Origin of the sequence: Leifsonia shinshuensis (assembly GCF_014217625.1) — a bacterium.
In the GTDB taxonomy this organism is placed as follows: Bacteria; Actinomycetota; Actinomycetes; order Actinomycetales; family Microbacteriaceae; genus Leifsonia; species Leifsonia shinshuensis_A.
This window is the reverse complement of sequence record NZ_CP043641.1, coordinates 3,416,181-3,436,891: the sequence shown is the minus strand read 5'-3', so window position 1 is coordinate 3,436,891 and position 20,711 is coordinate 3,416,181. Positions and strand designations below refer to the sequence as shown.

The following is a 20,711-nucleotide window of genomic DNA, read 5'->3' as shown; positions in this document are numbered from 1 at the left end:
GTCTAGGGATGTGACCGTGCGCATTCCGCCGCCTCCTGGAGCCGGAAATCGGTCATTGCCGGGCCGGGTACGCCTGTGTATCTTGTGCCGTGAAAGCGGGACCGGCCCGCGGACGGAGGCTTGAGATGGCTGAATTCGAGTACGGTCCGGCGGAGTTCATCGTCGCCCAGTTCGACAACGACAGGCCGTCGCCCGGGGTGGTCCAGGCCATCCTCGACCTGGTGGAGAGCGGCACGGTCCGCCTCCTCGACCTCGTGTTCGTGATGCGCCACGCCGACGGCGGTGTGGAGATCGTGGAGCTGGAGGAGATCGGCGACGAGATCGGCATGGCGGACATCAGCCTGGACGCCGGAGGCCTCGCAGGAGCGGAGGATGTGGACTCCATCGCCGAGCTGATCGAGCCGGGCACGACCGGCGCGATCATGGTCATCGAGCACCTCTGGGCGAAGGAGCTCGCCAGCAAGTTCTTCCAGGCGGGCGGTCTGGTGGTCCACAGCGAGCGCATCCCCGCGCCGGTCGTCAACGCGGTCGTGGCCGGGGAGTTCGAGGACTACGTGGAGTCCGACACCGACGTCGAGACGGTCGAGAGCTGAGGAGCGGAGAACATGCCTTTAGGACGAATGGGACGCCCGGGACTGATCGGGATGGCAGCCCGCACGGCCGTCGTTGCCGGAACGGCGACCGCCGTGTCCGGCAACGTGCAGCGGCGGCAGGCGCAGCGGGCGGAAGACAAGTACGAGCAGCAGGCGTACGAGCAGCAGCAGCAACAGGCGCAGATGCAGCAGGCCGCACAGGACGCGGCGGCGCAGCAGGCCGCGGCGGCTCCGGCTGCTCCGGCCGCGGCTCCGGCCGACGACATGATGGCGAAGATCCAGCAGCTCGCCACCCTGCACTCGCAGGGCATCCTGTCGGACGAGGAGTTCAGCGCCGCGAAAGCCAAGCTGCTCGCCTGACCCGCGCCCCGGAGCATCAGCCTCCGTCGAGGGGCACGTAAACGCCCTCAAAAGACTCTTTTAGGGGCGTTTACGTGCCCCTCGGCGTCAGCGGCGGAAGCCGGGGTGGCCGTCGGGCGGGACGGTGGAGGCTGCGGCCAGCTTGGCAAGGAGCGCCGCCAGCGCTACCTGCTCCTCGTCATCGAGCGGGGACAGCACGTCCCCCTGGTGCGCCTCGGCGACCTCCCGCAGCCGCGCCAGCATCCGCTCGCCGTCCGGCGCGAGGGTGAGCACGTTGTTGCGCCGGTCGCCCTCGCTGCGCTCGCGGACGACGAAGCCCTTCGCCTCCAGCTCGTCGACCAGCGCGACCAGCCGGCTCGGGACCGTCCCCAGCTGCTCGGCGAGCTCGCGCTGGCTGAGCCCCTGGCGTCGGCCGAGCACGCGGATCGCCCCGGCCTCTCGCGGTGTCAGCCCCAGCGCGGCAACGCGCTCGGCGAAGCGGTCGGCGGCATCCGCTCCGATCTGGGCGAGCAGGAACGCGGTGCGCGGCGGGGCTCCGCGGCGGGCGCGTTGGGGGGTGGACGTCACGGAATCCAGAATAGCGCTTGCGCGTAACGATTACACAATGTAATCATTTCAATTATGAACGATATCCAGTCGACTCCCCGTCGTCGCCGCCCGGACGGCCCGCCGATGGGCATCCTCGCGGTCGTCCACGCGGGGCTGTTCCTGCTCGCGCTGATCGTCGGCTTCGCGTTGTCCGGCGCGGGGGTGTTCCTCTCGCCGTTCGCCGGCGCGGACGCGGTCGCCGCGCACGCCCATGCGGACTGGGCCGGCATCCGCGTCGGGGCCATGCTGCAGTTCGGCTCCGCCGTGCCGCTCGGCATCTACGCAGCCACCGCGTTCGCGCGCCTCCAGCGCCTGGGCGTGCGCGTCCCCGGCCCGGCGATCGGCTTCGCGGGCGGTCTCACCGCGTCGATCCTGCTGATGGTGTCTGCGTTCGGCAGCTACCTGCTGAGCCGGCCGGAGCTGACGTCGGACCCGCGCCTCGCACTCGCCTTCTCCTTCCTGGCCTTCCTCGCAGGAGGCGTCGGCTACGTCGTCGGCCTCGGCCTGCTGATCGCCGGGATGGCCGTGCCCGGCGTGATCCTCGGCCTGTTCCCGCGCTGGCTGGCCTGGGCTGGGCTGGTGGTGGCGGCGCTGTCTGAGCTCTCCTTCCTGTCGCTCGCCGTAGAGCCGTTGCAGTTCCTGCTCCCGATCGGGCGCTTCGCGGGGATGGCGTGGCTGATTGCGGCGGGCTTCCTGCTGCCGCAGGACCGCCGGGATGTGCGGGACCGCGCGGGTGTGCGTGCGGAGGTGCGGTCGTGATCGGGGATGGGATGGATGCCGCGACCCGCGTCGCGTTCGTCCTCGGCGCGAACGGGGCCATCGGCAACGCGATCTGCCGCGCGCTCGGCGCGGACGGCCTCCTGGTCGTGCCGGCCGCGCGCGACGCCGACGCACTTCGCGCGCTCCAGGCTGAGCTCGTCGCGTCGGGGATCGCGTGCCCGCTGGTCCTCCCCCTCGACGCGACCGACGACGCAGCACTCGCGTCCGCGGTCGCCTCGGCGGCCGAGCTCGGCGGCGGGCTCGCGGTCGCGGTCAACAACGTCGGCCGCGGCCACATGCCCACCCCGCTCGCGGACATGTCTGCCGACGTCTTCGACGAGATCGTCGCGGTGAACTTCCGCTCGGTGGCGGTCGCGATGCGCGCCGAGGTGCGGGCGCTGCGGGCCTCCTCCGGCCCGCGCGCCATCGTCAACATCACCTCGACCGCCGGGACGCGCGGCGCTCCCGGGATGTCGGCGTACGCGGCCGCGAAGCACGCGGTGATCGGCCTGACCCTGACCACGGCCCTGGACGAGGCCCGCGCGGGCATCCGCGTGAACGCCGTCGCGCCCGGCCCGATCATGTCGGGCGGCAACCTGCGGCTGGACGACGCGACGCGCGAGCGGATCGGCGGCTACGTGCCTACCGGCCGGATGGGTTCGCCGGAGGAGGTCGCCGCCGCCGTGGCCTGGCTCGCCTCGCCCGCCGCGTCGTACGTCACCGGCGACGTGCTCGCGGTGGATGGCGGGCGCACGATCTGAGGCGAGGGCGCTCACGCCGGTCGGCGGCCCGCGTCCCGAGCCCTACGATGGACGGGTGAGCGAACTGGCAGGCTGGAAGCACGTCTACTCCGGGAAGGTCCGCGACCTCTACGTGCCCGAGGGGGCGGATGGCCTGGACGACACGGCCGCCGTCCTCGTCGTGGCCTCCGACCGGGTGAGCGCGTTCGACCACGTGCTCGAGCCCGGCATCCCGGGCAAGGGCGAGCTGCTCACCACGCTCAGCCTGTGGTGGTTCGACCGTCTCGGCAGCGTCCCGAACCACCTCGTCCCTGACCACACGCTCGACGGTGACCGCATCGTGGAGCGCATCCCGGCCGAGGTCGCGGGACACGCGATGCTGGTGAAGCCGCTGGACATGTTCCCGATCGAGTGCGTCGTGCGCGGCTACCTGACCGGCAGCGGCTGGGCCGAGTACCAGCGGACGCAGAGCGTCTGCGGCGTCCCGCTCCCGGCCGGGCTCGCCGACGGCGACCGGCTGCCGGAGCCGATCTACACCCCTGCGTGGAAGGCGCCGCTCGGCGAGCACGACGAGAACATCAGCTTCGAGCGCACCGTCGAGCTGGTCGGCCCGGAGGTCGCGGAGGAGCTCCGCCGGCTGTCGCTGGAGGTGTACGCCCGCGGAGCGGCGATCGCGGAGGAGCACGGCGTCATCATCGCGGACACCAAGTTCGAGTTCGGCGCCGACCGCGCAACGGGCGAGATCACGCTCGCGGACGAGGTGCTCACCAGCGACTCCAGCCGCTACTGGGACGCCCGCGTGTTCGCGACGGCCACGACTCCTGCGGCGCGGATGGCCAGCTTCGACAAGCAGATCGTCCGCGACTGGCTGGCCGCCAACTGGGACAAGCAGGGCACTCCGCCCGAGCTCCCGGCCGAGGTGGTGGAGCGAACGGCCGCGCGCTACCGCGAGCTGCTGGAGCGGCTGACCGGACGGTAGAGCTTCCGCTACCGCGGCCCGCTCCCGCCCTCGTGGGCTCACGCGGCCCTACCGCGCCCCGGTCCCGCCGCTCACCGCCACGCGCGGTCCCGCCCGTAGCTCCGCGGCCGCCCGCGCATCCAGCCGGCCCCCGATCGCCCGCAGCGCGGCGAGGATGGTCGCCAGATCGACCAGCTCCTGGATGAGCGCGCCGGCCGTCGCCGGGATGAAGCCGAACGCCGCGATGAGCATCAGGACGACCGACACCGCGATCCCGAGCCAGATGCTCTGGAGCGCGATTCGGACGGTGTCCTTGCCGATCCGGACCGCCCGGGCGACGCCGTGGATGTCGTCCACGAGGATCACCGCGTCCGCGGACTCGCTCGCGGCCGTCGCGCCCTTGGCGCCCATCGCGATCCCGACATCCGCCGCGGCCAGCACGGGGGCGTCGTTCACGCCGTCGCCGACCATGATCACGGGACGCTCGGCGACGCCCGCGACCTCGGCGACCTTGTCGGCGGGCAGGCACTCGGCGCGCACCCGCGTGATGCCGAGCTCCGCGGCGATGTGCTCCGCGGTCTCGCGTGCGTCGCCGGTGAGCATCATCGTGTTCGTCACCCCGAGCGTCGCGAGCTCGCGGAGGGTGGCGGCCGCGTTCGACCGCAGGCGGTCGCTCGCGAGCAGCGCGCCGGCGAACCGGCCGCCGATCGCGACGTAGACGGCCAGCTCGCCGGGAGCGATCGGGGTGCGCTCCGCGTCCGGCGCGTGCGAAGCGATGAACGCGAACTTGCCGACCACGACCTCCCGGCCGCCGATGTCCGCCACCACCCCGTTCGTCGCGGCCTCCTGCGCGGACGCCGCCTCGCGCAGTTCCAGCCCGCGCTCCCGCGCCGCCTGGATGAACGACGCCGCGAGCACGTGGGACGAGTACTGCTCGGCGCTCGCAACGGCGGCGAGGAGCTCGTCCGCTCCGAACGCCGGCTGCGGGCGCACCTCGCTGAGCGCAGGGGCGCCGTAGGTGAGCGTGCCGGTCTTGTCGAAGACCGCCGTGCGCGCCCGTGCGAGCTGTTCGAGGACCCCGCCCGACTTGACGATGATGCTGTTGCGCGCGCCGCGGCTCATCCCGCCGATGAACGCGACCGGCGCCGCGATGAGAAGCGGGCACGGCGTCGCCAGGACGAGCACCTCCGCGAAGCGCACCGGGTCGCCGCTCAGCCACCACGCCACCGCGCCGAGCGCCAGCGAGAAGACCGTGAATGGCACGGCGTACCGGTCCGCCAGCCGGACGACCGGCGCCTTGCTCTCCGCCGCCTGAGCGACGAGCGCGACGATCTGCTGGTACTGCGACGACGCGGCCGTCGAGGTGGCCCGGAGCTCGACCGCCTCCTGACCGTTCACCGACCCGCTCAGGACCTCGTCGCCCGCCGACTTCTCGACCGGGATGCTCTCGCCCGTGATCGACGCCTGGTCGAAGGCTCCACGCCCGGAGAGCAGGACTCCGTCGACCGGGACGATCTCGGACGGCCGGACGAGCAGCGCGTCGCCCACCTTCACCTGATCGACCGGCACCTCCTGATAGCCGCCGTCCACCACCAGATGCGCGAACTGCGGCGCGCGCGTGAGCAGGGCGTCGAGCTCGCGTTTCGCCCGGCGGTTGGCGTAGTCCTCCAGCGCGTCGCCGCCGGTCAGCATGAGCACGACGATGAGCGCGGCCACGAACTCGCCGACCAGCACGGTTGCGACGATCGCCGTGATGGCGAGGATGTCGAGCCCGAACCGGCCGTGCGCCATCGCGCGCACCATCCCCACCGCCTGCCACGCGGCGACGGCCAGCGCGTACACGCTGAACAGCCACTGCACGAGCCAGCCCGCGCCCGCGAGCGCCAGGACGATGCCGACGACGCCGATGCCGAGCGTCAGCGTCACGACCCAGTACCGGCGGGCCAGCCGAGCGATCCGTCTCATCACACCTCCCGGAACCATCCTTGGGCAGCGGGCCGCGTCGGAGAAGACCCCAGCGTGATCCGTGGAGAAGTCGAGGGTGCGGCGGGACTGTGGAGGACAACGCATTCCCCCACGAGCATGCGCGCGCAAGTAGCGTCACGACATGGACACGAACGCCCTCCCCACCGCCGCCGTCGCCGACGCCGCCGTCCGCCTCGGCATCCCTGTCGGCACGGCGCCGGTCGATCTCCTGCCCCTCCTCCCCGGCCGCCCTTTCCACGGTCCCGCCGCTCCTGTCACACACCTCGGCAGTGTGGATGTCCTGCTCGAGACCATCGACGACGCCCCGCCCGGCGCGGTGCTCGTCGTCGACAACGGCGGCCGGCGTGACGAGGCCTGCGTCGGCGACCTGATGCTGCTGGAGGCGCGCGAGGCCGGGCTCGCCGGCGCCGTGATCTGGGGGCTGCACCGCGACACCGCCCAGCTCCGCGAGATCGGCCTCCCTTTGTTCAGCCTGGGCGCGAACCCGTTCGGGCCGCGCCGGGTCCCGCCCGCGGGGAGCGCGATGCGCACCGCCATGCTCGACGGCGTCGCGGTCGCGCCCGGCGACTGGATCGTCGCGGACGACGACGGCGTGCTCGTGGTGGGCACGGACCGCCGCGACGACCTGTTCGCCGAGGCGCGGCGCATTCAGACGGTGGAGGGCGCGCAGTCCCAGCGGATGCGGGCCGGGACCTCCCTGCGCGCGCAGCTCGACTTCTCCCGCTATCGCGAGCTCCAGGCGGCCGACCCGTCACTCACCCTGCGCCGCTACCTGGCCGAGACCGGCGGCGCGATCGAGACCTGAGCAGCGATCGAGACCTGAGCAGCGATCGAGACCTGAAATATGCGGGACGCTCGTCGCGTTGCACTACGCATGCCCGAACTGCTCCCTGCCGACTCCGCGATGGGTGCGGTGACCCTCCGGGTCGCCGACCTCGACGCGATGACCGCCTACTACCGCGACGCCGTCACCCTCACGGTGCTGGCCGCTGAGGGCGGCCGCGTCATCCTGGGCCGCGGCGCGACGCCGTCGGTGATCCTGGAGCACGCGCCCGAGTTGAAGCACGCCTCCCCGGGCGAGGCCGGCCTGTTCCACACGGCGATCGTGTTCGACAGCCAGGAGGCCCTCGCCGCCGCGGTCTACTCGGTCGCGCGGCGCGCGCCCGGCACGTTCACCGGCAGCGCCGACCACCTGGTCTCACAGGCCTTCTACTTCACCGACCCCGAGGGAAACGGCGTCGAGCTGTATTGGGACCGCGACCGCAGCCAGTGGAGCTGGACGCACGGCCAGGTGGAGATGGACACGCTCTACCTCGACCCGAACGGGTTCCTGCGCGAGCACCTCACCGAGCGCGGTGCGACGCTGGCGGAGCTGCCATCGCTGGACACCGCAGCCGACGACCCGCGCTTCGGCGACGCGGTCGTGGGCCACGTGCACCTCTCGGTCGGGGACGTGGCGTCGGCACGCGCGTTCTACGTCGACCGGCTCGGGTTCGAGGCCACGGCCTCCCTCGGCTCGTCGGCACTGTTCGTCTCGGCCGGCGGCTACCACCACCACATGGCGATGAACACCTGGAACAGCCGCGGCGCGGGAGTGCGGAGGCTCGCGCTCGGGCTCGGGGAGGTGCAGCTCCGGTTGCCCGGCGCGGACGACGTGGGGGCGCTGACAGAGCGGATGCGGCACTACGGGGTGCCGACGCGGGACGACGGGCGGTCGGTGTCGTTCGACGACCCGTGGGCGAACGCGGTGCGGGTGGTCGCGGAGGCGTAGGCAGCGGAGGAGATCCGGCGCGACACGCCGCACAGACGCAGTGAAGGGAGGACTTCCCGGCCGGATGGGCCGGGGAGTCCTCCCTTCTTCGCGTGAGAGCGGCCGCGCTACTCGGTCGCGGGGGCGGCGTGGATGCCGTGGTGCTCGTCGCCGTCGCGGGGCGCGTCGGCGGCCGGCTCGGCGGAGTGCGCGCCGTGCGGCACCGCGTCCACCGGCCGGGAGGCCGCGTGCGCGCCGTGCGCAGACGCCGCGGACTCCGCGACGCCGACGGGCTCACCCGCAGGCTGACCGGCGCCCGCCGTGGCAGGCGCACCAGCACCAGCCCCAGCACCAGCGGCCCCCGGCCCCCACGCCGGCGGCTTCGGCTTCGCCCACCACACCACGATGAGCGCGCCGAGGAACGCCACCGCCGCGGGCAGCAGCAGCGCCTCCGACATCGCCTGGGTGAACCCGGCGTGCAGGAAGCTCGGCAGCTCGGTCCCGGCCGTCGCGGTCGGGGCCGCACCGCTCGGGGCCTTCGGGAGGTCGGCCGCGAGGCGGCCGGTGATGAGCGCCGAGATGGAGGCGCTTCCGAGCACCGCGCCGATCTGGCGGGTCGTGTTGAAGACGCCGGAGCCGGCTCCGGCCTGGTTCATCGGGAGGTTGCGGGTGGTGACGGCCGAGATCGGTCCCCAGACGCCCGACATCGCGATGCCCATCAGCGCGCTCGGGATGAGCAGCCACCAGATGCTGACGTCCGGGGTCAGCATCCGCGAGTAGAGGAACAGCGACAGCGAGAACAGCACCAGGCCCGGCGTCGCGATGAACTTCGGGTTGATCTTGTCGATGAGGCGGCCCATCACCGGCGCGAGCACGCCGGAGAACACGGCCGTCGGAGCGAGCATCAGCGCCGACTCGGTCGGGGTGAGGCCGCGGACCGTCTGGAAGTAGAACACCAGCGGCAGCGCCATACAGGTCACCGCGAAGCCCACCGTGGTGATCGCGCCGTTCGACAGCGAGAAGTTGCGGTCGCGGAACAGCGGGAGCGGCAGCAGCGGCTCCTTCTTGTTGAGCGCCTGCCAGACCACGAAAGCGATCAGGACGACGATGCCGGCGATGATGAGGCCCCAGACCGAGAACGGCCCGTCCCCGATGACGCCCCAGTTGTAGGTACCGCCCTCCTGGATGCCGAACACCAGCAGGAACATGCCCACCGCCGAGAGCACGACGCCGAGGATGTCGAACGCGTGCGTGTGCGTCGGGAGCTTCGGGACGAGCCGCATCGCGAGGATGAACGCCACGACGCCGACCGGGACGTTGATGAAGAAGATCCACTCCCAGCCGAGCCAGTCGACCAGCACGCCGCCGAGCAGCGGGCCGATCAGCGTGGCGACGCCGGCGACGGCGCCCCAGAGGCCCATGGCCGCGCCGCGGCGGTCCGGCGGGAAGATGCGGGTGATGACCGCCATGGTCTGCGGTGTCATCAGCGACGCGCCGAGGCCCTGCACGACGCGGGCGGTGATCAGCATCCCGATGCCGCCGCCGGCCATGACGCCGGAGAATCCGCACCAGGCGCTGGCGAGCGTGAAGATCACCAGGCCGATCAGGTACATGTTCTTGGGGCCGAAGCGGTCGCCGAGGCGGCCGGTGATCAGCAGCGGGACGGCGTACGCGAGCAGGTAGGCGCTGGTGACCCAGATGACCGCGTTGTAGTCCGTACCGAGGTTGAGGCCCTTCATGATCGACGGGTTGGCGACCGACACGATGGTCGTGTCGATCAGGATCATGAAGAACCCGATGACGAGCGCCCAGAGGGCGGGCCACGGCTTCAGTTGGCGTTCCATGTGATTCTTTCTCTCAGTGCTTCTTCTCCTCGTCCCAGGAGATCGCTCCTGAGGCGAGGTCGTCGATGAGGGCTTCGAGGGCGGCGGCTTCGGCCTCCGCCGTCGTGCGCAGGTACCGCACGTCGAGCCAGTACTTCTCGGGCAATCCCTTCGCCTGGACCCGGTCGATGCCGTCGTCGAGGAGGGTGATGTCGGCGCGCATGAGGCCGACGCGTTTGCGGAGGAGTTCGATCACGGTCCCGAGCGGGAGGTTGTGCGCCTCGCCGAGGCCGAGCGGGAACTCGGGGAACTCGTTGACCGGTGTCGCGATGATGTCCGCGACGCGTTCGCCGAGCGCCAGGGTGCCCTCCTCCGTGATCTCGTAGGTGGTGCGCTCCGGGCGGTTGCCCTCGCGCTCGGTGCCGGTCGCGCGCACGAGCCCCTGCCGGGCCAGGCGGTCGACCGTGTGGTACAGCGAGCCCGGCCGCACCTTGACGAGCCGGTCCTCCGAGCGCAGCACGAGCGTCTGATACATCTCGTACGGGTGCGTCGGCCCCTCGGCGAGCAGCGCGAGCGCGGCGACGGCGAGCGGGGTGAGGGACGGGGTGTGCGGCATGGACTCTCGGATGGTTCTGTTCGGGGTTTGATCGGAAAGGATTATTCCACGTGGAATAGTACGTCAGGAGGATTGCGGCAGTCAAGCGCGGGATGGCCGTTTTGTTGTCACGATCCGCTGCTTAGTCGCCGGACGGCAATCGGCCGATGTAACTAGGTGGACTAGCTACCGGGGTGCCGTCTGAGATCGCATACCGCTAGCAGCATCGAAAAAATATTTCCTCACATGGATAGCTAGTTGACCTAGCGATCGGTTATGATCGTTCCACGTTCACCGCCTGAGCGAAAGGAACGAGGATGGGCGCTCTGATCTACGACGGACAATCGTTCGAATTCGAGGACCGCGCGCTCGCGCACCTGCAGGCCGTCATCACCATGAAACTCCGCCGCCGCGAGCCGTTCCTGCTGACCTGGTCCCGCGACGACACCGACCCGACCGAGCCGGTCGGGCGTCACGCGCTCTGGATCGACAACGCCATCCCACTGCGCTACGAGTTCGAGTCCTCGTCCCCCGAACGCCTCGACGACCAGTGGCTGAACTCCCTCGCCGATCTGGCCTCGCGCGCGAGCGGGCTCCACTTCACCCCGCAGCCGAGCGAGGTCGCCGCGGTCTGAGCGTCCGCTGGATTATCATCGAGCCATGACGACGGACAAGGGTTCGACGCCGGCCACGTCCGGGCAGACGGACGCGGAACGTCGACGCGCGCTCGAGGTGCTCGAGGGCCTCAGGAGCTACCTGGTCTCGGAATCGGCCATGCAGCGCCGTTCCGAGAAGAGCATGAACCTCACGGTCAACGACATCTCCGCGCTGCGCTACCTGCTGCGTGCGCGCGAGCGCGGCATCGCGGTCGGCCCGAAGGAGCTCGGCGACTACCTCGGCATCCAGAGCTCGTCCGTCACCGTGCTGCTCGACCGGCTCGAGAAGGTCGGCCACATCCGCCGCGAGCCCAGCCCGTTCGACCGCCGGGCGCTGATCATCGTGCCCGCGGTGCCGACCGACGAGATCCACCGCGCGATCCTCGGCGACGTCCGCGAGGAGCTGGTCGACGTCGCCGCGACGCTGGACGACGACGAGGCCCGCGTGGTCATCGCGTTCCTGGACCGCCTCCGGGACACGATCGACACCATCGACGACGTGGCGCATTCCAAGCGGGCAGGCCGCTGAGGCTCGGCTCTTCCAGGCGCAGTACTTCGAGGCGCAGCCCGCTCAGAGTTCCAGCGCCCTGTTGAGGTCGATGAGCTGCTGGGCGAACAGCCCGGCACCGCCCTGCGCGGGATGCCGGATCGCCGGAGCCTCCAGCCCCGCCGTCGCGATCGCACCCTGCGCCTTCCGCCCCACGGCGACGACCGTCTCGATCTCCAACGCCCGGATCAGCTCCAGCGCGACCGGCGCCCCCGCGCGCACCTCGGCGGGCCGCGGGGTGCGGTTGCTGTGCGGGGTCCCGGCGACGAACGGATGGAGCGGGTAGACCGGCCACGACAGCGGCACCGGCCCCCGCCAGTCCTTCAGCGTCGCCCAGACCACCCGGCTGGAGGCCTCCCACGGCGCCTGCGCATGCGCGGGCAACTCCAGCCCGGGCACGACGCCGGCCTCGGCCTCCCGCGCCGACACGAACGGCACACCGGTCACCGTCATCCCCCGCCAGCCCGGCGCCTCGCCGAGCAGCAGGACGGACGCGTGCGGCATGGCGAAGTACCGCCGCAGATTCCGCTCACGACGCCGGCCCTCCGGATCGTCGCCGTACAGCGCCTCGGCGTCGACCGGCTCGGGAAGAGCACGCAGCAGCTCGAAGAAGCGGGCGAAGGGGTCGGCGGGCATGGGTCTACGATGCCACGGGCGGGTGGGCGGAGGTCAGTGCGCGGCCGGCGCCGACTGCGCCGCTTGCCCCGCCGGCCCCCGCGACTTCGACATCCGGTCGATCGCGGCGAGCGCGACCGCCGACACGATGAAGACACAGTGGATGACGACCTGCCAGAACACGCCCAGCGACGTGTACTTCTCCCCCTCGATCGACCCGCCGTTCGCCGCGCCGAGGTCGCCGACGGCGATGAAGGTCTTCAGCAGGTGGATGGACGAGATGCCGATGATCGCCATGGCCAGCTTCACCTTGAGCACGTTGGCGTTGACGTGCGACAGCCACTCCGGCTGGTCGGGATGCCCCTGCACGTTCACCCGCGAGACGAACGTCTCGTAACCCCCGATGATCACCATGATCAGGAGGTTGGCGATCATCACCACGTCGATCAGGCCGAGCACGGCGAGCATCACGTACGCCTCGTCCACGTGGCTCGGGTCGGAGACCACCTTCTCGGTGAGATGCCACAGCTCCACGACGAACACGTAGACGTACACCGCCTGCGCGACGATGAGCCCGAGGTACAGCGGCGCCTGCAGCCAGCGGCTGGAGAAGATCAGCGCGCTGATCACGCGGCTGGCGGCGCGCGGGCGCGGTGCGCCGGGCGCGGGAGACGTCGCGGACGGAGATGCGGTGGGGGCGGCGGTCGGGGCGACAGGGGTCTCGATCACGGGGGTCCTCACGGTCGGGCGGCTCCCAGGATAGGCAGCCGAAGATGTGAGAACGCTCAGGGAGTCCGCGCGACGACGTCAGGCCGGCCGGACCGCCACCCGCGGGAACCCGGTCGCCGCCAACGCCGCATCCACCTCCGCGAGCGGGAACACCGCCCCGACCTGCTCGGCGAACGGGTACTTCGCGCCCGCCTCCGCGAGGAACTGCACCGCCTGCTCCAGGTGCCGCGGCGCGTAGTTGTGGACGCCGCGGATGGTGAGGAGGCGCCGGACGAGCTGCTCGGGCACGACGGCCAGCTCGGGCCCCTCCGAGAGCGAGCCGGCGAGCACCAGCACACCGCCGACGTCCACCACGGTCAGCAGCGAACGCACGGCGGACGGGTTGCCGGAGAACTCGAGGGCGATCGTGGGGGCCGAGGCGCGGCCTCCCGCCTTCGCCAGGGCCGCCGCCAGGCCGGCACGGGAGTCCGGGGCCGCGCGCGGGTCGGCGACGGCCGCGGCGCCGAAGAGCCGGGCGGCCTCCCTGCGCTCGGAGATCGGGTCGCTGACGACGACCTTCGCGCCGGCCTCCGACGCCATCGCCGACGCGGTCAGGCCCAGCATCCCGGCGCCGGTGATCAGGACGAGCGCGCCGTCCAGCGGGACGATCGCGGCGGCGGCCTCCAGCGCGGCGGCGACGGTCGCGGTCGTGCAGGAGGCGGGCGCGAGCACGGACGCGGGGATGTCCTCGGGCACCGCGACCATCGGCGTGCCGTCGAGGAGGTGCGTGTGGGTGGCGAAGCCGCCGGACAGCTCCCAGCCGCGGCGCATCCGCTCGTGGCCGTATTTCTGGAGGCTGACGCAGCGCTGCGGGAGGCCGCGGCGGCAGCGCGCGCACCGGCCGCACGGCACCGCGACGGACCACACGACGCGCTCGCCGAGCGACACCCGGTGGCCGTCGGTCGTCTTCGCGCCGCCGCGGCCGAGCGCGACCACGCGGCCGACCTGCTCGTGGCCGAGCACGAGCGGCGTCGGCGCGGGGCGGTGGCCCAGCGCGGTGTGGACGTCCGAGCCGCAGACCGTCGCCAGCTCCACCTCCACCAGCGCGTCGCCCGGCGCCAGCCGCACGCCGGGGACGGCCACGGCTTCGAGCGGGTGTCCGACGCCCTGCCACACCATCGCGGTCGCCGACGGATACACGCTCACCCCCATCCCCAGGCTCGCCGGCGGCTCGACGACGCGTGGGGTCACCGCCTTGATCGTCACCGGAGCGTCTGCCCCTCCGGGGCGCCGGCTGCGCGGACGGAGGCCTTCGGAGCGGGCGCGTGGAGGCCGGCCTCGGCGTCCGCGGCGGCGTCCTCGGCCTCGATGTCGTCCCCGTCGTCATCCGCGTCGGCGTCGCCGTCGTCCGCCTCGCGCGCGTCGAGGTCGTCGTCGTCGAAGTCCAGCTCGTCCAGGTCGTCGAACTCGTCGTCCAGCTCTTCGGCGCGCTCCAGCTCGTCCAGGCCCAGCAGCTCCGCCAGGTCCGCGACGCTGGGGATGACCGCGTCCGCCCCCGCGCCGAGGAGCGTCCGCTCGTCGTGCGCTCCGGTGAGCACCCCGACCACCAGGCCCGCGCCGGCGGCGAGGCCGGACGCGATGTCGCTCGCGGTGTCGCCCACGACGACCATCCCGTCGACGCTCGACGCGCCCGTGCGCAGCAGCGCCGTGAGCGGCAGGTCGGGGTAGGGACGTCCGCGGCCGGCCTCCGACGGGCTCAGCGTGAGGTCGGCGAGGTCGCGCCAGCCGAGCGCGTCCAGCACGGTGTCCTGGGTCGCGCGCGAGAAGCCGGTGGTGAGCACGACCGCGACGCCGAGCGACTGGAGGCGGCGGGTGAGGTCCTCCGCGCCCGGCACCGCGCGGATGCCCTGGTCGGCGGCGAGCTCGGCGTACGCGGACTCGAAGACGGCGTTGGCGTGCTCCGCCTGGTCCTCGTCGTCGGTGAGCGCGCGGAAGACCGCGATCTTCGGCTGGCCCATGGTGTCGCGGGCGAACACCCGCGCGCGGCGCTGCTCGTCGTCGGTGACGGCGAGGCCGGCCGCGTCGACGGCGCGCACGAACGCCTGCTCGACCAGTCCGTCGTCCACGACCGTCGTGCCCGCGAGGTCGAGCACGACCAATTCGAGGTCCGCGAGCCCGTCCGGATCGTCGGCGTCGACCGCGACTACCGCGGCCGCGTCGACCTCGGTGTCGATGATCGCGGCGTCGTCGAACTCGCTCGTGATGAGGCCTTCAGGAGACATGGCCGGTGCCTTTCTGTGCGGAGCTTCGGTGGTCGGCGGGAGTGCGGGACGGCGGACGGTGTGCGGTTGTCAGTGCGAGCGCGCGGCCCCCGCCGCGGTCAGCACTCCCGGCGCGGTGGCGAACAGCTCGTCCACCACGCGATCGGCGAGGCCGAGCCCGGAGGTCATCCCGATCCCCGAGGTCACCGACACGACGCGGACGGACGGCGCGGGAGAGGACACGAGGAAGTCGTCGGCGGCGGAGGCGTGCACGCCCTGCCAGCGCTCGAGGATGCGCACGCGGCCGAGGCCGAACAGCGACCGCGCGCCCTCCAGCAGCAGCTCGAACGCGGTCTCCGACTGGAACGGCGGCACGTCGTCGCCGCACCGCCTGGCGGCGCCGAGGATGACGGAGCCGTCCGGGCGCTGCGCGAAGACCTGGTCGATGTCGAACGCGGCCAGGTCGGGCCGCTCGGTGGCGAGCCGCTCGCGGAGCGCGTCGACGCCGGGGGTGTGAGCGAACCCGGCGGCCCCCACCAGCGACCGCGCGGTGAGCACCGGCGCGGTGAGCGGACGCTCGAAGTCGGCCTCCACGAGCAGCATGTCGAGCCCGCAGCGCTGGATACCGTGCGCCTCCGCGATGCCGGGGAACAGCCGGTCGACCTCGTGGTCGACGGCGACGACGACTGCGTCGGCCGACACCCGTCCGCGCGAGGTGTGCACGCGGCCGGTCTCGACGCCGGTAACCGTGGTCTGCCAGAAGAAGTCGACGCCGTGCGCGTCGAGCCAGCGCGCGATCGCCGGAGCGGCCTCGCGCGGGTCGACCTGCAGGTCGGCGGGGAAGAACGCGCCACCGACCGCGACGCCGTCGGCGACGGGGACCCGCTCGCGGACGTCGGCCGGGGTCAGCATCCGGACGTCGTGGCCGCCGCGCGTGTCGCGGAACTCCTCGAGCACGGCCAGCTCGTCTGGTGCCTGCGCGACGACGACGGTGCCGACCTCCCCGAGCCAGAACCCGGCCTCCACGGCCAGCGTCAGCCACAGTTCGCGGCCGAGCTCGGCGTACGCGCGGGCTTCGCCCTCCTGGCCGGTGATGCACAGGTGGCCGAAGCCGCGGACCGATGCTCCCTCGACGCTGGAGGCGCGGTCCACGACGGCCACGGTCAGCCCGCGCCGCAACGCGGCGACAGCGTGCCCCAGTCCGACGATGCCCCCGCCGACGATCGCGAGGTCGTAGTGCCTGCCCATTCCCGTCTCCCGTCCGCAGGAAGTCCCGCGTCGAAGGTAGAAGCCGGCGACGACGGAGGCGGCAACTCCAGGTAACCGGGCGGTGAACGGCAGCGAACGTCCGCGTGCTGGGTTCAGTCGGTGAAGACAGGCTGTTGCACTTCCGTGACGATCGGCGCAGAATCGCAACATGACGTCGAACCAGAACACGCGCGAGTTCGATCCGGACATCGTCACGGACTTCCGCGAGCGGATGTCGTACGGGTCGTATCTCGACCTCGGGACCCTGCTCAGCGCGCAGAAGCCGGTGAGCGTGCCGGAGCACCACGACGAGCTGCTGTTCATCATCCAGCACCAGACCACGGAGCTCTGGCTGAAGCTGGTGCTGCACGAGCTGGAGTCCGCCCGCGATCTGCTGCGCGCCGACGAGTTGCCGCAGGCGCTCAAACGCATCGCCCGGGTCAAGCACATCCAGAAGACGCTCACGGAGCAGTGGTCGGTGCTCGCGACCCTCACGCCGACCGAGTACGCGCAGTTCCGCGGCTTCCTCGGCAACTCGTCCGGCTTCCAGTCGTACCAGTACCGCGCGGTGGAGTTCGTGCTCGGCAACAAGAACCGGAGGATGCTGTCGGTCTTCCGCGACGACCCGGGAGCACTCGCCCTGCTCACCGAGCTGCTGGAGGCGCCGAGCGTCTACGACGAGTTCCTGCGCTACCTGGCGCGCGCCGGGCACGCCGTGCCGCAGTCGCTGCTCGACCGCGATGTGACGCAGGCGCACGTGTTCACCCCGGAGCTCGTGCCGGTGTTCCGCGACATCTACGAGCACGCCGCGGAGCACTGGAGCGAGTACGAGGCGTGCGAGGAATTCGTGGACCTGGAGGACAACTTCCAGCTCTGGCGGTTCCGCCACCTCAAGACCGTGCAGCGCACCATCGGTATGAAGACGGGCACCGGAGGCTCGACCGGCGTCAGCTTCCTGCAGAAGGCGCTGGACCTGACGTTCTTCCCCGAGCTGTTCGCGGTGCGGACCGAGATCGGGGCGCCGGAGTGAGCGACCCGCTCGCGCCGAACCGGACCATCCAGGTGGACGCGGTCTGGACCGGCGACGGCTTCGACGGGCCGACGCTCTTCACCGTCGACGGTGATCAGCTCACGCTCGCGGACGCCGTCCCGAACCCCGTCACGGACGCACCCGCGCCGGCCGACTCCACCGGCCCGCTCCTCCCCGCCAGCCCGCGCCTGCCCAACAGCCCGCTCCGCCCCACCAGCCCGCTCCTCGGCGGCACCCTCATCCCATCGCTCATCGACCACCACACGCACCTCGGCCTCACCGACCCGGGCGCACTCTTCGCCGGCGGCATCACGCACGCGGTCGACCTCGGCTGGATCCCGGAGGTCGCGACCTCCTGGCGGGCCGACCTCCCTGGCCGGCCGGCGGTCGCGATCGCGGGCGCGCTGATCACCGCCCCGGGCGGCTACCCGGTGGCGTCCGGCTGGGCGCCGGAGGGCGCTGCGGCCGAGGTGGGCGGCCCGCGCGAGGCCAGGCAGGCGGTGCGGAAACAGGTCATGCTGGGAGCCTCCCGCATCAAGGTGGCCCTCAACAGCGACGCCGGCGAAACCGTGGACAACTCGACTCTCGCCGCGATTGTGGAGGAATCCCACGCGGCCGGGCTGCCGGTCGTCGCGCACGTCCAGGGGCCGGGGCAGACCGCCCGCGCGGTGAAGGCCGGCGTCGACCAGCTCGCGCACACGCCGTTCACCGAGCGACTGGACGACGTGCTCATCGCAGAGTCCGCCCAGCGCGGGATGACGTGGATCAGCACGCTCGACATCCACGGCTGGGGTGTCCCGACCGGGCAGTACCGCACCGCCGTCGACAACCTCCGCCGGTTCGTCGCCGCAGGCGGGCGCGTGCTCTACGGCACCGACCTCGGTAACGGCGACCTCCCCGTTGGCGTGAACGCACGGGAGCTCGCGGCGCTGCAGGAGGCCGGGCTGACGGGTGCCGCGCTCGTGCGCACGATCGCAGGCCGCGCGGCAGAGCCGTTGGGCGAGACCGCGACCGCGACCGACGAAAACCGCCTCGGCCCCCGCGTCGCCTGGATCCCCACCCCACCTCCCGCCGACGACCGCGACCTCCCCGCCTGGCTCGCCACCGTCCGCGGCGTGCGCGTCCCCGACCTCGCGAACATCACCACCACCTCCACCGCCTCCCGACCGCCAGGACAGGACACCCCATGACCGACATCCCCGACGACCTGTTCGCCTACGACCCGCTCGACGACGAGGCCGCGGCGGCCGACGCCGACACCCTCGCCGGCGACGCGCTCGGCGCCGCGCGCGACCTCGACGCGGCCGACCCGCTCGCGCACTTCCGCGAGCGCTTCGTCGGCGTCGCCCCCGCCGACGGCGCCCCCGACCTCGGCACCGCCTCCCCGGTCGCCGCGTACTTCGACGGCAACTCGCTCGGGCGCCCCACGCTCGCGAGTGTCGAGCGGATCCACCGGTTCCTCGTGGACGGCTGGGGCGGCCGGCTCATCCGCGGCTGGGACGAGGAGTGGATGGAGCTGCCGTTCCGCATCGGCGACGCCCTCGGCGCGACGGCGCTCGGGTCCGCGGCGGGTCAGACGTTCATCGGCGACTCCACCACCGTGCTGCTCTACAAGCTCGCCCGCGCCGCCGTGGATTCCCTCCCCGAGCGCAGCGAGATCGTGCTCGACACCGACAACTTCCCGACCGACCGCTACGTGCTCGACGGGATCGCGCGGGAGCGCGGGCTCTCGCTGGTCTGGATCGAGGCGGACACCGAGGCCGGCGTGACGCCCGAGCAGGTCGCGGCGGCGGTCGGGCCGCGCACCGCGCTCGTCGTGCTGAGCCACGTCGCCTACCGCTCCGGCTTCCTCGCCGACGCCCGCACCATCACGCGGATCGTCCATGACGCGGGCGCGCTCGTGCTCTGGGACCTCTGCCACTCCGCCGGCTCCGTACCGGTCGAGCTCGACGCGTGGGACGTGGACCTCGCCGTCGGCTGCACCTACAAGTATCTGAACGGCGGGCCAGGCTCGCCCGCGTTCGGCTACGTGAACGAGCGTCTGCAGCGCCGGCTCGTGCAGCCGATCCAGGGCTGGATGGGCGTGCGCGACGTCTTCCTGATGGGGCCCGAGTACCAGCCCGCCGACGGCGTCCGCCGCTTCATCTCCGGGACTCCCCCGATCGTCGGGATGCTCGCCCTCCAGGACACGGTCGCGATGATCGCGGAGTGCGGGATCGACGCGGTGCGTGCGAAGTCCGTCGCGCTCACGACGTTCGCGGTGCGGCTCGCCGACACCTGGCTGACGCCGCTCGGGGTGACGCTGGCGAGCCCGCGCGACCCTGCGCAGCGCGGCGGCCACGTCACGCTGAACCACCCGGCGATGCGGGAGGTCACGGCGCGGCTGTGGGAGCGCGACGTGATCCCCGACTACCGCGACCCGGACGGCCTCCGCATCGGACTGTCGCCGCTGAGCACGAGCTTCGAGGAGGTCGCGGTGGGGATGGCGGCCGTGCGGGATGTGCTGGGGCAGCTGATCACGGAATGAGCGGGCAGGTGGAGGAGGCGGCGCGGGACGCCGGCGGGCGTGTGGTGCGCGACGGGGAGGCGGCGGACGCCCCCGCGCGCGAGGACCTCGAGGCCCGCAGCGGCTCCGCCACCGCCATGCTCCGCACGATCGTCGGCAGCACCCTGCGCCCGCTCGGCGGCTGGATGAGCGCGGCCGGCGCCGTCGAGCTGATGGCCGCGCTCGGGATCCCGGCCGCCACCGCCCGCTCCAGCCTGGCCCGGCTGTGCGCGCGGGGCGTCCTGGTCCGGGAGCCGCGGGACGGGGTCGCCGGCTACGCGCTCGACCCGGCCGCGCTGCCGATGCTGGAGCGCGGGGACGCGCGCATCTTCGGCGATCGCGCGACGCCGGCCTCCTGGTGCCTGGTGTCGTTCTCGTTCCCCGAGCACCAGCGCTCGCAGCGGCACCGGCTGCGCAGGACGCTCGCCGCGCTCGGCTGCGGGACGGTCGCCGACGGCCTCTGGATCGGGCCCGACGCGCTGGAGGCCGAGCTCGCGGAGGTCGCGCGCGAGTTCGGCGCTGACCTGTTCACCGGCGCGCAGCCGGCCGGCGGGCAGCTCACCGGCACGACCACCAGCCCTGCGCCCGCCGCCCTGGCCCGCTGGTACGACCTCCCCACCATCCGCGCCCTCCACGACTCGTTCCTCTCCCGCTTCGAGTCAGCAGCACCCCCAGCAGACGACCGCGCCGCCTTCGCCGAATGGATCCGCCTCCTCGACGAGTGGCGCGTCATCCCCTACCGCGACCCCGGCCTCCCCGCCGCCGCCCTCCCCGCCGACTGGCCGGGCGCAGCCTCCGCCGCCCTGTTCGCGCGCCTGCACGCCGAGCTCGCCGGCCGCGCGCTCGCCTTCGCGGCGCAGACCGCCGACGCGGACCGAGGGGCCTCCGCCCCACGGTAGAATCGCTGTGGCCCGGATGCGCGAGTGGAGCGGAGATCACCCTTTGTCGA

Annotated in this window: 22 protein-coding genes; 13 read left to right on the top strand and 9 right to left on the bottom strand. The window is 72.4% G+C overall.

Translation table 11 applies throughout. The features are described from left to right. Positions 1-125: 125 nt before the first annotated feature. Both F1C12_RS16735 and F1C12_RS16730 read left to right on the top strand, forming a co-directional pair. Positions 126-593: a DUF6325 family protein gene (locus tag F1C12_RS16735; protein WP_185276017.1), complete on the top strand. Its 468-nt coding sequence runs from the start codon at positions 126-128 to the stop codon at positions 591-593. 12 nt (positions 594-605) lie between these two features. Beyond that, complete coding sequence (locus F1C12_RS16730) at positions 606-953, top strand: SHOCT domain-containing protein (protein ID WP_374939534.1); 348 nt, start codon at positions 606-608, stop codon at positions 951-953. A gap of 87 nt (positions 954-1,040) precedes the next feature. Here F1C12_RS16730 and F1C12_RS16725 read toward each other — a convergent pair whose 3' ends face one another. Next, the gene (locus F1C12_RS16725) at positions 1,041-1,520 is read right to left on the bottom strand and encodes a MarR family winged helix-turn-helix transcriptional regulator (RefSeq protein ID WP_185276016.1); all 480 of its coding nucleotides are present in this window, start codon (positions 1,518-1,520) and stop codon (positions 1,041-1,043) included. A 54-nt stretch (positions 1,521-1,574) separates the two neighbouring features. Between F1C12_RS16725 and F1C12_RS16720 the strand changes: the two genes are divergently transcribed. Genes F1C12_RS16720 through F1C12_RS16710 form a run of 3 tightly spaced genes read left to right on the top strand, consistent with a single transcriptional unit; the run spans position 1,575 to position 4,019 of the window. Beyond that, a complete protein-coding gene (locus F1C12_RS16720; RefSeq protein WP_185276015.1) occupies positions 1,575-2,300 on the top strand; it encodes a hypothetical protein in 726 nt (241 codons plus the stop codon). Positions 2,301-2,311: 11 nt separating this feature from the next. Continuing rightward, positions 2,312-3,061, top strand: coding sequence for an SDR family NAD(P)-dependent oxidoreductase (locus F1C12_RS16715; RefSeq protein WP_185276014.1), 750 nt, complete (start codon positions 2,312-2,314; stop codon positions 3,059-3,061). 55 nt (positions 3,062-3,116) lie between these two features. Next, on the top strand, positions 3,117-4,019 hold the full coding sequence (locus F1C12_RS16710) for a phosphoribosylaminoimidazolesuccinocarboxamide synthase (protein WP_258045957.1): 903 nt from the start codon (positions 3,117-3,119) through the stop codon (positions 4,017-4,019). 48 nt (positions 4,020-4,067) lie between these two features. Here F1C12_RS16710 and F1C12_RS16705 read toward each other — a convergent pair whose 3' ends face one another. After that, positions 4,068-5,963 (bottom strand): heavy metal translocating P-type ATPase, encoded by a 1,896-nt coding sequence (locus tag F1C12_RS16705; protein WP_185276012.1) that lies wholly within the window; start codon positions 5,961-5,963, stop codon positions 4,068-4,070. A gap of 142 nt (positions 5,964-6,105) precedes the next feature. Here F1C12_RS16705 and F1C12_RS16700 point away from each other — a divergent pair, with 142 nt between their 5' ends. Beyond that, positions 6,106-6,789 carry an RraA family protein gene (locus tag F1C12_RS16700; protein WP_185276011.1) on the top strand — a complete coding sequence of 228 codons (684 nt, stop codon included), beginning with the start codon at positions 6,106-6,108 and terminating at the stop codon, positions 6,787-6,789. A 69-nt stretch (positions 6,790-6,858) separates the two neighbouring features. Further along, a complete protein-coding gene (locus tag F1C12_RS16695; RefSeq protein ID WP_219732630.1) occupies positions 6,859-7,755 on the top strand; it encodes a VOC family protein in 897 nt (298 codons plus the stop codon). A 107-nt stretch (positions 7,756-7,862) separates the two neighbouring features. On the opposite strand, the gene F1C12_RS16690 is transcribed toward F1C12_RS16695, so the two are convergent. After that, on the bottom strand, positions 7,863-9,578 hold the full coding sequence (locus F1C12_RS16690) for a DHA2 family efflux MFS transporter permease subunit (protein ID WP_185276010.1): 1,716 nt from the start codon (positions 9,576-9,578) through the stop codon (positions 7,863-7,865). 13 nt (positions 9,579-9,591) lie between these two features. Beyond that, positions 9,592-10,173 (bottom strand): PadR family transcriptional regulator, encoded by a 582-nt coding sequence (locus tag F1C12_RS16685; RefSeq protein ID WP_185276009.1) that lies wholly within the window; start codon positions 10,171-10,173, stop codon positions 9,592-9,594. 296 nt (positions 10,174-10,469) lie between these two features. Between F1C12_RS16685 and F1C12_RS16680 the strand changes: the two genes are divergently transcribed. Together F1C12_RS16680 and F1C12_RS16675 are read left to right on the top strand one after the other, a co-directional pair. Further along, the gene (locus F1C12_RS16680; protein WP_185276008.1) at positions 10,470-10,787 is read left to right on the top strand and encodes a DUF7882 family protein; all 318 of its coding nucleotides are present in this window, start codon (positions 10,470-10,472) and stop codon (positions 10,785-10,787) included. 25 nt (positions 10,788-10,812) lie between these two features. Continuing rightward, positions 10,813-11,337, top strand: coding sequence for a MarR family winged helix-turn-helix transcriptional regulator (locus tag F1C12_RS16675; protein WP_258045956.1), 525 nt, complete (start codon positions 10,813-10,815; stop codon positions 11,335-11,337). A 42-nt stretch (positions 11,338-11,379) separates the two neighbouring features. On the opposite strand, the gene F1C12_RS16670 is transcribed toward F1C12_RS16675, so the two are convergent. The 5 genes from F1C12_RS16670 to F1C12_RS16650 all read right to left on the bottom strand — a co-directional run bounded on the left by F1C12_RS16670 (position 11,380) and on the right by F1C12_RS16650 (position 16,187). After that, positions 11,380-11,991 carry a uracil-DNA glycosylase gene (locus tag F1C12_RS16670; protein WP_185276007.1) on the bottom strand — a complete coding sequence of 204 codons (612 nt, stop codon included), beginning with the start codon at positions 11,989-11,991 and terminating at the stop codon, positions 11,380-11,382. A gap of 33 nt (positions 11,992-12,024) precedes the next feature. Further along, positions 12,025-12,699, bottom strand: a complete 675-nt coding sequence (locus F1C12_RS16665) for a TIGR00645 family protein (protein WP_258045955.1) — start codon at positions 12,697-12,699, stop codon at positions 12,025-12,027. A 78-nt stretch (positions 12,700-12,777) separates the two neighbouring features. After that, positions 12,778-13,929, bottom strand: a complete 1,152-nt coding sequence (locus tag F1C12_RS16660) for an alcohol dehydrogenase catalytic domain-containing protein (RefSeq protein ID WP_258045954.1) — start codon at positions 13,927-13,929, stop codon at positions 12,778-12,780. Between the two features lie 11 nt (positions 13,930-13,940). After that, positions 13,941-14,960, bottom strand: coding sequence for a phosphonatase-like hydrolase (locus F1C12_RS16655; protein ID WP_219732629.1), 1,020 nt, complete (start codon positions 14,958-14,960; stop codon positions 13,941-13,943). A gap of 69 nt (positions 14,961-15,029) precedes the next feature. After that, the gene (locus F1C12_RS16650) at positions 15,030-16,187 is read right to left on the bottom strand and encodes a TIGR03364 family FAD-dependent oxidoreductase (protein ID WP_185276005.1); all 1,158 of its coding nucleotides are present in this window, start codon (positions 16,185-16,187) and stop codon (positions 15,030-15,032) included. Between the two features lie 169 nt (positions 16,188-16,356). Between F1C12_RS16650 and kynA the strand changes: the two genes are divergently transcribed. Genes kynA through F1C12_RS16630 form a run of 4 tightly spaced genes read left to right on the top strand, consistent with a single transcriptional unit; the run spans position 16,357 to position 20,661 of the window. Beyond that, positions 16,357-17,217 (top strand): tryptophan 2,3-dioxygenase, encoded by an 861-nt coding sequence (gene kynA, locus F1C12_RS16645; RefSeq protein ID WP_185276004.1) that lies wholly within the window; start codon positions 16,357-16,359, stop codon positions 17,215-17,217. Further along, a complete protein-coding gene (locus F1C12_RS16640; protein ID WP_185276003.1) occupies positions 17,214-18,407 on the top strand; it encodes an amidohydrolase family protein in 1,194 nt (397 codons plus the stop codon). The genes kynA and F1C12_RS16640 overlap by 4 nt, the downstream gene beginning before the upstream one ends. Next, positions 18,404-19,744 (top strand): kynureninase, encoded by a 1,341-nt coding sequence (locus F1C12_RS16635; RefSeq protein WP_185276002.1) that lies wholly within the window; start codon positions 18,404-18,406, stop codon positions 19,742-19,744. Before F1C12_RS16640 ends, F1C12_RS16635 begins: the two co-directional genes overlap by 4 nt. Next, positions 19,741-20,661 (top strand): PaaX family transcriptional regulator, encoded by a 921-nt coding sequence (locus F1C12_RS16630; protein WP_185276001.1) that lies wholly within the window; start codon positions 19,741-19,743, stop codon positions 20,659-20,661. The genes F1C12_RS16635 and F1C12_RS16630 overlap by 4 nt, the downstream gene beginning before the upstream one ends. Positions 20,662-20,711 lie beyond the last annotated feature (50 nt).